We start from the raw sequence: 11,432 nt of genomic DNA on the forward strand, positions 1-11,432 counted from the left end.
TCGAAATCGTGATCGGCGGCCAGCACGTCGAGCAGGGCGCGCTTCATCTGGGTGCGGGTCAGACCGGCGGTTTCCTGTTCCAGCTGGCCGCGCAGCAGACCCTTCAGCTGGTCGAGGCTTTCAAGGCCAAGGTTCTTGGCGAACTCGTCGTCGATCTTGGTTTCGCCCGGCACCTTCACCGCCTTGACGGTGATATCGAACTGGGCGTCCTTGCCCTTGAGGTTTTCGGCCGGATAGTCAGCCGGGAAGGTCACGGTGATGGTCTTTTCATCGCCAGCCTTCACGCCCACGAGCTGCTCTTCGAAGCCCGGGATGAACCGGCCCGAACCGATTTCCAGCGCCGCGTCCTCGGCCTTGCCGCCTTCGAATTCAACGCCGTCGAGCTTGCCGACGAAGTCGATGATCAACTGGTCGCCGGTTTCGGCCTTCTTGCCCTTCTTGGCATCGACGAAGCTCTTCGCGCCAGCAGCCAGCTTGCCCAGCTGCTCGTCGACTTCGGCGTCGGTGACGGCGACGGTCAGCTTTTCGAGCTTGAGGCCTTCAAGCGAAGGGGCAACGATGGTCGGCAGCACTTCGAGGCTGACGGTCAGTTCGGCGTCCTTGCCTTCCTCATAGCCTTCGCCAAGCGCGATCTGCGGCTGCATCGCGGGACGCAGCTTGTTGTCGGCCACCACCTTGTCGAGCGCTTCGCGCACCGAGGTGTTGAGCGCTTCCTGGTGCAGCTGGGGGCCGTGCATCTTCTTGACGAGGTTGGCGGGCACCTTGCCGGGGCGGAAACCGGGCATGCGCACCTGCGGGGCGATCTTGGCCACCTCACCCTCGATCCGCGCGGCGATGTCCTTCGCCGCAATCGTCACCGTGTAGGCGCGCTTCAAACCCTCGTTGCTGGTCTCGACAATCTGCATGACAAATGACGCCTTCTAGAATCCATCCACAATCACCGGCTGGCGGAGCCATCGGTTCGAAGGGCCGAATTGGTGCGGGCGAAGGGACTCGAACCCCCACATCTTGCGATACTGGTACCTAAAACCAGCGCGTCTACCAATTCCGCCACGCCCGCGGCCCGACGAACACCGCCCCATGCCCGCGCTGGACGCGCGCATGAATCCGGAATCAAGCGGTGGCCCTTAGTGACCCCGATGCAAAAGGGCAAGCGCGATAGGGCGCGCAATCGGCCTAAGCGAGACCAAGTAGCGTCAAGAGCCTGGCCAAGGCGCCCAGATCGCGGCTCTTCGGCGCCTGCGCGGCAGCCGGAACCGGGCATTCGAGGCAATAGGCCTGCGCCCCTTCGGCGCTCAGCAAGCGGCCCAGATCCTGGCTGACGCGGCCGAGCAGCTGGTTCTGACGGGCCGCCATGATCCCGGCAAAATCGCGCTGCGCAGACTGGTCGCCCTCGTCTTCACCGGCGCCGAACCGTTCGAGCAGCGAGCCCAGCGGATCCACCTTGGTGCCGTAAAAGACCGGATGCCAGCTTTCGAGCTTGGCGCTGCTTGCCGCGAATTCCAATGCGTCCGCAAGCCCGCCGAACTGGTCGACCAGACCGATCTGGCGCGCCGTTCCGCCGTCCCAGACGCGCCCCTGGGCAATCGCGTCGATCTGCTGCGGCGTCTTGCCGCGCGACTTGGCGACCAGGCCGATGAAGCGGGCATAGCCGTTCTCGATATTGGCCTGGAGCATGGCTTCGGCTTCGGGGGTAAGCCCCGTGAGCAGGTCCGGCTGGCCCGACAGCGGCGTGGTGCGCACCCCGTCGCTATTGACGCCATAGTTCGCCAGCGTCCCCTCGAAGGTCGGGATGATCGCGAAGATCCCGATCGAGCCGGTGATCGTGCCGGGCTCGGCGAAGATCTTCGATGCCGGGGTCGAGACCCAATAGCCCCCGCTGGCCGCAAGGTTGGCCATCGAGACGATCACCGGCCGCCCGCTGGCCTTGAAGCGTTCGAGCGCAAGACGGATGCGTTCAGAGGCCAGCACCGAACCGCCAGGCGAATCGACCCGCAGCACCAGCGCAGCCGCGCCGTCGGCGTTGGCCTCATCGATCAGGCCAACGATCCGGTCGCCGCCTGCGCTGCCCGGCCCCGCCTTGCCATCGACGATCTCGCCAGCGACCGTCACTACGGCCACGGCCTTGCCCTCATGTGGCAGGGGATGCGCCGCCAGCAGCGTCGACATCGGGAAATGCGCGAAGCCGCCCGGCTTACTCGACGAGTTATCCGCGCCGGCCAATGCCTTGACGCGTTCGCCAAAGGCCACCTCGTCACCGATCCGGTCGATCAGTCCGGCGCTCAGCGCAGCCTTGGCGGCATCCCCGCCCGAAGCCTTGATCCAGCCGACCGGATCGCTCGTCACCAGCTTCAGATTGGCCTTGGGACGCGCCTTGGCGACATTGGCCTGCCAGTCTTCCCAGACCGCACCGTAAAGCGCGGTGCGCGCTTGCTTGGCCGGTTCGGACTGGCCAGTGCGCAGGTAGGGTTCGACGAAGTCCTTGTAGGTGCCGACGCGGAACACGTGCGCCTTGACCTTGAGCCGTTCGAGCAGCGCGCCGTAATAGAGGCTCTGTCCGCCCGGCCCCATCACGAAGGCCCCGCCGATCGGATCGACCCAGGCTTCGCTCGCGTGGGCGGCCAGCATCACGCCATCATCGGTATAGCCAACCGCGTAGGTCAGCACCGGCTTCTTCGCAGCCCGCACTTCATCCATCGCCGCGCCGATTTCCTCCATGTGGACCAGCCCGCCGCCGGTAAAGCGCGAGAGATCGAACACCACGGCCTTCACATGATCGTCGCTGGCGGCCAGCTTGAGGGCGCGCACCACATCGCGCGCAGCGTATTCCTTGGCGGGCGTATCGCCCGAAACCAGCCCCGACAGCGGATCGACCATCGCCGGTTCTTCGACCACTGCGCCGTCAAGTTTCAGCAGCAGCGCGCCGTCGTGCAACTGGGCGACGCTGGGGCGGACGGTCAGGAGCGCATAGAGCCCAAAGAAGAACAGCAGCATGAACAGCAGCACCAGTGCGTCCTTGATTGCAACGAACAGGTGCCAGACCTTGCGAGCAAAAATCATTCGGGTTCCTTAGCCGGTGATCGCGCCAGACATAGGGAGCGCAGGTGGCAAAGGCCAGTCCCAGCTTGACCAGTGCCGTTTGTCCACCGGCGAATGCGTTATCGTGCTTGAGCCAAAGCCCACGGCGGTCTAGGGCGCTGTCTTCAATGACATCGCCAGACACTCATCCGCCAGCGGCCTCCGCTGCCCGTTATCCTGCGGGCAGCGCCGCTTTCCCGCACCGCGACCTGACCGGCCTTGCGGGGCTGGCCCCGTGGGAGCTGCTGTACCTGCTCGACGAGGCGGAACAATGGGTGGAGCTTAACCGCCAGCCGCACAAGCGCAGCGACCGGCTGGCGGGCCTCACGATCATCAATGCCTTCTTCGAAAATTCCACCCGCACGCTGCTGTCCTTCGAAATCGCTGGCAAGCGACTGGGCGCCGACGTGGTCAACATGGCTGTAGCGCAGTCGAGCGTGAAGAAGGGCGAAACCCTGATCGACACGGCGATGACGCTCAACGCCATGCACGCCGATGCCATGGTGATCCGCCACCAGTCTTCGGGCGCGGTGCGGCTGATCGCGGACAAGGTGGATTGCCCGGTGCTCAACGCCGGGGACGGCCAGCACGAACACCCTACGCAAGGCCTGCTCGACGCGCTGACGATCCGCACGGCGCTGCGCGAACGCGGCCTGGGCGACGATTTCGGCGGGCTGACCGTGACGATTTGCGGCGACATCCTGCACAGCCGGGTGGCGCGCTCGAACATCCACTGCCTGACCACGCTGGGCGCCAGCGTCCGGGTCTGCGCCCCGCCCGCGCTGATGCCGGCCGGGATCGAGCTCTTGAAGGTCACCCCGTTCCGCGATTTCGATGCGGCGCTGGACGGTGCAGACGTGGTGATGATGCTGCGGCTCCAGCAGGAACGCATGGAAGGGCAGTTCATCCCCTCCCCGCGCGAATACCGCCACCTTTACGGCCTGACGCTTGACCGGCTGGCCAAGGCCAAGGGCGAAGCTCTGGTCATGCACCCCGGCCCGATGAACCGCGGGGTCGAGATCGACAGCAACGTCGCGGACCTCGCGGGCCGCTCGCTGATTACCCGGCAAGTCGAAATGGGAGTCGCGATCCGCATGGCTTGTCTTGACGTGTTGACCCGAAAAACGCGCGGACTGGAGGGCTGGGCATGAAACAGCTTCCCGCGCTCACCATCGTCAACGGCAAGCTGATTTCCGCCAGCGGCGCACCGCAGGCGGGCGCGATCCGCTGCGAAGCCGACCGGATCACCGCGCTGGGCGGCGATGTCACCCCGCAGGACGGCGACCGCGTGGTCGATGCCAAGGGCCAGCTGATCGCGCCGGGGCTGGTCGACCTCGGCGTTTTCGCGATCGACAAGCCCGCGTTCCATTTCGGCGGGATCACCCGCGCCGCGCTGATGCCCGATCAGGGCCTGGTGCTCGACAAGCCATCTGCAGTGCGTTTCGCCGCGCAGTCGGGCAAGCCGGACCTGTGGGTCCACCCGCTGGCCGCTGCAACCAAGGGGCTGGAAGGACGCGAGCTGGCCGAACTGGCGCTGATGCGCGATGCCGGGGCCAAGGCGGTCGCCACGGGCCGCCGCTGGATCGCGGATTCGGGCACGATGCACCGCCTGCTGTCGTACTGCGCGATGCTGAACCTCGTGGTGGTCAGCCATGCCGAAGATGGCGGACTGGCCGGCAGCGCCGTTGCCACCGCCGGCGAAATGGCGACCCGGCTGGGCCTGCCATCTGCCCCCGCCGAGGCCGAGGCGCTGGCCGCCGCGCGAGACATTGCGCTGGCGGAATTGACCGGCGCGCGGCTGCACTTGCGCCAGGTGACGACCAAGGCCGCGCTCGATCTGGTCCGCGCAGCCAAGGCGCGCGGCGCGAACGTAACAGCCGGGATCACGCCTGCGCACTTCATGCTGTCGGACGTGTCGATCGGCGATTTCCGCACCTTCACCCGCCTGTCCCCCCCGCTGCGCAGCGAAGCTGACCGGCAGGCCGTGCTGGCCGCGCTGACCGACGGGACGATCGACGTGGTCGCATCGGGCCACGATCCGCGCGGCCCCGAAGACAAGCGCCTGCCCTTTGCCGATGCCGAACCCGGCATGGCGGGTGCGGAAACACTGCTGCCGCTGACGCTGGGACTGGTCCGCGATCGCGTGATCGACATCACCCGCGCCTTTGCCTTGCTGGCCAGCAATCCCGCCGCGCTGCTCGGGGTCGATGCGGGTACACTGGCCGTGGGCGCACAGGCCGACATCGCGCTGGTCGATCCAGACCGTCCGTGGGTCGTCTCGTCCGACAAGATGGCGGCCGCGGCAGGCAATACGCCGTTTGACAAGCAAGGCGTTCAGGGCCGCGTCACCGCGCTCTACAAGGGCGGAGTCGAAGTCGGCTGAGGCGCAACGCGCAGCCCCCTCCCGCTCGCGCGGAAGGGGGCTGCGCTTTCGAACCTTGCGGTTCCAGGTATTGACCCTGGAATTGACTTAGTGGCGGCGGGCGTTGGCCGGACCGGAAGCATTGCGCGCAGCCGGAGCCTTGGGTGCGGGCTTGGCTTTCGCCATCATCGGCGCACCGGCGCGGTTGCCCGGCGTCGCGGGGCGCACGGCATAGGCAAAGCAGGCGCCGCCACGGTTTTTGACCGTCGAGCACAGGCCATTGGCCCCGCCAGCGTTCAGACCCGCAGCAGCCACGCGCCAGTAGTGCTTGCCGCGCACATCCGCCTGGGTGATGGCCATGCGGTAGTTCTTAAGTTCGGGGTTCTGCTTGGTGTAGATGCCCCAGGCGCGGCGCGCGCCCTGCTCGCTCAGGAACGAGCCCAGCTGCACCACGTGAGTTGCGCCAACGCCATAGGCCGGACGCGCCCCGTTCTGGCGCAGCGGGCGCACCTTGGGTCCGCGCGGCGCAGCCGGAGCCGCGACGGCCACGCTGGAGCGCGCCAGCGGAGCCGGTGCGGCCACGTCCTGCACCACCGGCTGCGAAACATAGGCCACGCCGTCCTGCATCACGGGCTGCTGTGCCGAGGCGCTCGAGCCGACCGGCTGATACTGGGCCAGACTAACTGCCGGTTCGGCATTGGCCGCCGGGAGTTCGCCAGTGGCGGCAACTTGCGGCTGTTCAACCGCCTGAACCGGAGCCAGCGCGCCTTCTTCGGCGGCAAGCTGCTGCGCGGCCGGGTTGTCGACCAGTGCGAGCGCGGCCGGCTGACCGGCGTCGGCGCGCACCGGCACCGAAAGCAGGCTCGCCACGCGCAGGCGATGATCTTCGGGGCGAGCGCGCGAAGCCCATTCGCCGATCCGGTCATTGATCTGGTCGGCCGGAACGTCCTGCGACGCCATCAGCCGCGCTTCACGCCAGCGGCCATCGAGCGCATAGGCATAGGCCAGGTTCTGGCGCACCTTGGGGGTGTTTTCACCCGACCGCAGCGCATCGGACAGGATTGCAACGCCGCGGCCCGTTTCGCCGGCCAGCGCCATGGCCAGACCAAGGTCGGCCGCCGGGATGGCATCTCGCCAGTCATCGAGGATCGCCACGGCTTCCTGATTATGGCCCGCGCCGATCTGGGCCAGCGCCAGTGACAGCGCGGTGCGGGCGCTGTTGTCGCCCAGCTTCATCGCGTCGTTGAAGGCCTGGGCTGCCGATTCGAAGCGGCCCGCACGCAGATAGGCATTGCCCAACAGCGTGCGATAGGAAGCCTCGCGCGGTGCGGCCAGCACCACTGCTTCCGCGAGCTGGATCGCCTTGTCGTACTGGCCCTTGTTGAGAGCTTCCTGCGCCTTGGCGGCAGTCCGGTCGGGGCTCGGCTTGGCAACGGCAGTGCTGCTGCCGCCGGTGGCGACCAGGGCGAGGGCGATTGCGCCGGCAATCCCTACCGGAAGGCCAAGGCGCTTGATCTTGCTGCGGTTGTTGATGGCGGTCATGGGAAGTCCCCCTCTTTCGGGCAAAGCGTTACTTGCGGTTCTTGCGCGCCACGTGGGCGGCAAGATCGGCTACGTCGGGAAGGTCGGCGAGAAGGCGGTCGAGCGCTTCGGTCACCAGTTGCTGCGCGCTGCGATTGCGCAACGTGCAGGCGAGCCGCAGCTTGAGATGGCGTTCGGCATCGACGCGCAGGGTAAAGGCGGCGCGGCGGCCATCGTCGAGCGCGGAGCGGCGTTCGCGGGCAATCCGGCGGCTAAGCGCCTGTTGCTGGCGCACCACTTCGGGCAACGGCGCGGCCGAAGCTTGATCGTGCCCCATGTCGTTCCAGCCAAGATCGTCCTCGGCGTGGGGCTGAAATTCCACGGCGGCAGTTTCGGGCAGGATCGCGGCGAGCTGCGGGCGCATCGCTGGACGCGCGCCACCCTTGCGGGCCAGCAAGCTGGGACCCAGTGAGGCAAAGGCCTTGTGCTCGCTCATGTCCCCCGTTGCTCCCCTCAGGATCCGGCTACGCGGCGACCGAAGCCACCCTGCGGTCGATGCACACCCTGGATCGTCGAAACGCTGGTCGGCGCGGCAAACACGGTGCGGCGGAAGTTCTTTTCGAGGCGATCGGAGATGTAGTTCCACAGCGCCACGACTTCCTGCGCGGAGCGGCCGTTGGGATCGACTTCCATCACCGTGCGGCCATCGATCATCGAAGCGGCGAAGTCGGTGCGGTGATGCAGCGTGATCGGGGCGACCGTGCCGTGCTGCGACAAGGCCACGGCAGCTTCGGACGTGATCTTGGCCTTGGGGGTCGCGGCGTTGACCACGAAGATCAGCGGCTTGCCTGCGCGTTCGCACAAGTCAACCGTGGCGCCCACGGCGCGCAGGTCGTGCGGGCTCGGGCGGGTCGGCACGACGATCAGCTCGGCAACCGAGATCACGGACTGGATCGCCATGGTAATCGCGGGCGGCGTGTCGATCACGGCCAGGCGGAACCCCTGCTGACGCAGCGCGGCCAGATCGCTGGCCAGACGCGCCACGGTGGTCTGCGCAAAGGCGGGAAATTCCGCCTCGCGTTCGTTCCACCAATCCGAGAGCGAACCCTGGGGATCGATGTCGATCAGCACGACCGGTCCAGCGCCGGCGCGCTGGGCCTGCACGGCGAGATGCCCGGACAAGGTAGTCTTGCCCGATCCGCCTTTTTGCGATGCCAATGCCAGTACGCGCAAAGCCAATTCCCCCTAAAAACACTGCATTCGAACAAGAGATGGCTCGGGGGATCGCAGATCGTTCCTAATTTTTGGTAAACGCTGATTTTCTACTGGAGGCTGAAGTCGCGGATTTCCGCCATAATTTTCATTGCTAACTATTCGTTCACCATGCGAATTTACCAACTAACCATGCGCCGTGTCGCAGGCTTGTTGCGCACCAGACGCCTCGGGGTTAACGCGGGGCGGGCAATCGGGATTTTTCGATGAACCGCAAGAACTTGATCGCTGCCATTCTGGCCACGGCCAGTACCCTTGCCGCCCTACCCGCGCTGGCGGACACCAAGGCCGGAGTCGATGCCTGGACACGCGGCGACTATACCGCTGCCGTGCGCGAATGGCAGGCCGAAGCGGCCAAGGGCGATGCCGATGCCATGTTCAATCTCGGCCAGGCCTACAAACTTGGCCGCGGAGTACCCCAGGACCTGGCCAAGGCCGAGGCGCTCTATGCCCAGGCTTCCGCCCTCGGACATCTGCAAGCCTCTGACAATTACGGACTGCTGCTGTTCCAGCGCGGCGAACGCAAGCTGGCCCTGCCCTATCTCCGCGCCGCCAGCGACCGGGGCGATCCGCGCGCGCAGTACCTTCTCGGGATCGCGCATTTCAACGGCGACCTGCTGCCCAAGGACTGGGTCCGCGCCTATGCCCTGATCACGCTGGCCAACCAGCAAGGGCTACCCCAGGCTCGCGACGCGCTAACCCAGATGGACAGCTATATTCCGATCGAACAGCGCCAGCAGGGCGTCGCCCTTGCTGCCGAACTCGACAGCGAAGCCCAGGCCACCCGCGCGCGCCAGATGGCCGCGGTCGACCTTGGCACGACCGTGCCCGGCGCCAACCCGCCCGTCACGGCCAGCACGAAGCCGCCCAAGCCGCAGCCGATGCCTACCGCGGCTTCGGCCAGCGATGCCGTAGCGGAGGCCGAGCGCACCGCTGCCGGATCGAGTCCGCGCACCGCTGGGGCTGACTATGCCCGTCCTGTCGCAGCGACAACCACCGTGGCAGCGTCGCCCGCGCCGAAACCCGCGCCCAAACCGGCGGCGGCTGCGAGCGTTCCGGCCGCCACGGGAAATTGGCGGATCCAGCTTGGCGCATTCGGACAGGCCAGCAACGCCGACGCACTGTGGGCCAAGGTCAAGGGTCGTCCGGAACTCTCGGGCCATCCCCGGCTTAACGTCAAGGCCGGTGCGGTAACCAAGCTCCAGGCTGGCGGCTTCGCCAGCCGCGAAGCTGCCCAGGCCGCCTGCGCACGGCTGTCCTCGGCAGGATTTACCTGCGTGCCGGTGGCGCCCTGATCGGCGTCAGTCGGTCTTGTAGGGGTTCTTTGCCGAGCGCAGCGTCAGGCGCACCGGCACCGAATCAAATCCAAGGTCGCGGCGGATGCCGTTAACCAGATAGCGCTGATAACTGGTCGGCAAGTCGTCCAGCCGGGTGCCGAACAGCACGAAACCGGGCGGACGGGTCTTCGCCTGGGTGATGTACCGCAGCTTGATCCGCTTGCCGCCGGGCGCAGGCGGCGGGTTCTTGGCCAGAGCCTCGTCGAACCAGCGGTTGAGCAGGCCCGTCGGCACGCGCTTCGACCACGACGCGCGAATGTCGAACGCGGACTTGATCAGCTGGTCCAGCCCCTTGCCGGTCCGGGCCGAGACCGCCAGCAGCGGCAGCCCCTTGACCTGCGCCAGCCCTTCATCAAGCGCGGCGCGGATCCCGTTGAACAGGGCCGAGGCGTCCTCGGCCACATCCCACTTGTTGATCGCGACAATCAGTGCGCGGCCCTCTTCGAGCACCATCGAGGCGATCTTGAGATCCTGATGCTCCAGCCCGCGCGTCGCATCGAGCAGCAACACCACCACTTCGGCAAAGTCGATCGCATGGCGCGCATCGGCAACCGCCAGCTTTTCCAGCTTGTCCGTGATCTGCGCCTTCTTGCGCATTCCGGCCGTGTCGATCAGCCGCACGGGGCGTTCCTCGCCGCTGTCGGGATCGGTCCACTGCCAATCGACCGCAATCGAATCGCGGGTGATCCCGGCTTCCGGGCCGGTCAGCAGGCGGTCCTCGTGCAGCATGGCGTTGATCAGCGTCGACTTGCCCGCATTGGGACGCCCGACGATCGCCAGCTTGAGCGGCGCCTTGTTGAGCGCTTCCTCATCCTCGTAATCGATCTCGTCTTCGGCTTCGACCTGCAGCGGCTCAAGATGCGGCAGCAGCGCCTCGAACAGGTCAGCCATGCCTTGGCCATGCTCCGCTGAAAGCGCTACCGGCTCGCCAAAGCCCAGCGCGAACGCCTCGTACAGGCCGCCGTCGCCCGCGCGACCTTCCGCCTTGTTGGCCACCAGGATGACCGGCACGTCGGATTGGCGCAGATGGCGGGCGATTTCCTCGTCGAGCGGGGTAAGGCCTGCGCGCGCATCGATCACGAACAGCGCCACGTCGGCCCCCTGCAGCGCCGCCTCGGTTTGCTGGCGCATCCGGCCCGGCAGGCTGGCCGCGTCCTCGTCTTCCCAACCGGCCGTGTCGACGATGGTGAAATCGAGCCCCAGCAGGTGCGCCTCACCAAAGCGGCGGTCGCGCGTCACCCCCGGCTGATCGTCGACCAGCGCCAGGCGCTTGCCGACCAGCCGGTTGAACAGGGTCGATTTGCCGACATTCGGGCGGCCAATAATGATGACCTGAGGGAGGTTCATGTTCCTGCCCTGAAGCCACCGGCAAGAATTTGCAAGCCGCACGGCGAAGTCTTGCCGCGACGTTAACCATTATGAGCAGGCTAGCCCTAACCTTGATCTGCGATTCCTGTGCTCATGAGGAACCACTTCTTGATCAAGATTGGCGCGCTTCTGCTGCTTTCAGCCGCCCCCCTTGGCGCGCGCAGCATCGATTTTGATGAAAGCGACAGCGTGACGGATTCGGGTGGCACAGTCTTGCCCCCATATCTGCAGTGCGTGCCTTATGCCCGGCAGGTCACCGGGATCAGCATCTACGGCGATGCCCATACCTGGTGGGATCAGGCCGAGGGGCGGTATTCGCGCGGCTACAAGCCCAAGGTCGGCGCCGTTATGGCATTCAAGCCGCACGGCAATTCGACGCTTGGCCACGTTGCGGCGGTTAGCCGGATCGTCGATTCGCGCACGATCCTGATCCGTCACGCCAACTGGAGCCCGATCAACGGCCGGCGCGGCCAGATCGAGGACAATGTCCGCGT

At 66.4% G+C, this 11,432-nt stretch carries 10 protein-coding genes and 1 tRNA gene; 4 read left to right on the forward strand and 7 right to left on the reverse strand.

All coding sequences use genetic code 11. The features are described 5' to 3' along the window. From tig to sppA, 3 genes are all read right to left on the reverse strand, one after another. A partial coding sequence (tig, locus tag ACE3SN_RS13640) for a trigger factor (protein ID WP_374530885.1) occupies positions 1 to 905 on the reverse strand: 905 nt, incomplete at its 3' end. A gap of 70 nt (positions 906 to 975) precedes the next feature. Next, positions 976 to 1,060: transfer RNA gene (locus ACE3SN_RS13645), tRNA-Leu, on the reverse strand. A 116-nt stretch (positions 1,061 to 1,176) separates the two neighbouring features. Next, the gene (sppA, locus tag ACE3SN_RS13650) at positions 1,177 to 3,060 is read right to left on the reverse strand and encodes a signal peptide peptidase SppA (protein WP_374530887.1); all 1,884 of its coding nucleotides are present in this window, start codon (positions 3,058 to 3,060) and stop codon (positions 1,177 to 1,179) included. 146 nt (positions 3,061 to 3,206) lie between these two features. On the opposite strand from sppA, the gene ACE3SN_RS13655 reads away from it, so the two are divergent. Further along, positions 3,207 to 4,229, forward strand: coding sequence for an aspartate carbamoyltransferase catalytic subunit (locus ACE3SN_RS13655; RefSeq protein ID WP_374530889.1), 1,023 nt, complete (start codon positions 3,207 to 3,209; stop codon positions 4,227 to 4,229). Continuing rightward, entirely contained in the window at positions 4,226 to 5,461 is a 1,236-nt protein-coding gene (locus ACE3SN_RS13660; protein WP_374530891.1) for a dihydroorotase family protein, read from the forward strand. Before ACE3SN_RS13655 ends, ACE3SN_RS13660 begins: the two co-directional genes overlap by 4 nt. Positions 5,462 to 5,548: 87 nt before the next feature. Here ACE3SN_RS13660 and ACE3SN_RS13665 read toward each other — a convergent pair whose 3' ends face one another. The 3 genes from ACE3SN_RS13665 to ACE3SN_RS13675 are packed head-to-tail and all read right to left on the reverse strand — an operon-like array spanning position 5,549 to position 8,194. Further along, positions 5,549 to 6,982 (reverse strand): CDC27 family protein, encoded by a 1,434-nt coding sequence (locus ACE3SN_RS13665; RefSeq protein ID WP_374530893.1) that lies wholly within the window; start codon positions 6,980 to 6,982, stop codon positions 5,549 to 5,551. Between the two features lie 28 nt (positions 6,983 to 7,010). Then, on the reverse strand, positions 7,011 to 7,457 hold the full coding sequence (locus ACE3SN_RS13670; RefSeq protein ID WP_374530895.1) for a hypothetical protein: 447 nt from the start codon (positions 7,455 to 7,457) through the stop codon (positions 7,011 to 7,013). A gap of 17 nt (positions 7,458 to 7,474) precedes the next feature. After that, positions 7,475 to 8,194: an AAA family ATPase gene (locus ACE3SN_RS13675; RefSeq protein WP_374530897.1), complete on the reverse strand. Its 720-nt coding sequence runs from the start codon at positions 8,192 to 8,194 to the stop codon at positions 7,475 to 7,477. A gap of 245 nt (positions 8,195 to 8,439) precedes the next feature. On the opposite strand from ACE3SN_RS13675, the gene ACE3SN_RS13680 reads away from it, so the two are divergent. Further along, positions 8,440 to 9,528, forward strand: a complete 1,089-nt coding sequence (locus ACE3SN_RS13680) for an SPOR domain-containing protein (protein ID WP_374530899.1) — start codon at positions 8,440 to 8,442, stop codon at positions 9,526 to 9,528. A 6-nt stretch (positions 9,529 to 9,534) separates the two neighbouring features. On the opposite strand, the gene der is transcribed toward ACE3SN_RS13680, so the two are convergent. After that, positions 9,535 to 10,917: a ribosome biogenesis GTPase Der gene (gene der, locus ACE3SN_RS13685; protein WP_374530901.1), complete on the reverse strand. Its 1,383-nt coding sequence runs from the start codon at positions 10,915 to 10,917 to the stop codon at positions 9,535 to 9,537. A 186-nt stretch (positions 10,918 to 11,103) separates the two neighbouring features. On the opposite strand from der, the gene ACE3SN_RS13690 reads away from it, so the two are divergent. After that, positions 11,104 to 11,432 (forward strand): CHAP domain-containing protein (locus tag ACE3SN_RS13690; RefSeq protein WP_374530903.1); only part of this gene is annotated, 329 nt, incomplete at its 3' end.

It is taken from the genome of Novosphingobium sp. (assembly GCF_041915465.1).
Lineage (GTDB): Bacteria > Pseudomonadota > Alphaproteobacteria > Sphingomonadales > Sphingomonadaceae > Novosphingobium.

Bases quoted from the DNA above. Each gene is read 5' to 3' on its own strand.
- ACE3SN_RS13655 (WP_374530889.1), top strand. From the start codon at position 3,207: ATGACATCGCCAGACACTCATCCGCCAGCGGCCTCCGCTGCCCGTTAT.
- ACE3SN_RS13680 (WP_374530899.1), top strand. From the start codon at position 8,440: ATGAACCGCAAGAACTTGATCGCTGCCATTCTGGCCACGGCCAGTACC.
- ACE3SN_RS13670 (WP_374530895.1), bottom strand. From the start codon at position 7,457: ATGAGCGAGCACAAGGCCTTTGCCTCACTGGGTCCCAGCTTGCTGGCC.
- der (WP_374530901.1), bottom strand. From the start codon at position 10,917: ATGAACCTCCCTCAGGTCATCATTATTGGCCGCCCGAATGTCGGCAAA.
- ACE3SN_RS13665 (WP_374530893.1), bottom strand. From the start codon at position 6,982: ATGACCGCCATCAACAACCGCAGCAAGATCAAGCGCCTTGGCCTTCCG.
- sppA (WP_374530887.1), bottom strand. From the start codon at position 3,060: ATGATTTTTGCTCGCAAGGTCTGGCACCTGTTCGTTGCAATCAAGGAC.
- ACE3SN_RS13660 (WP_374530891.1), top strand. From the start codon at position 4,226: ATGAAACAGCTTCCCGCGCTCACCATCGTCAACGGCAAGCTGATTTCC.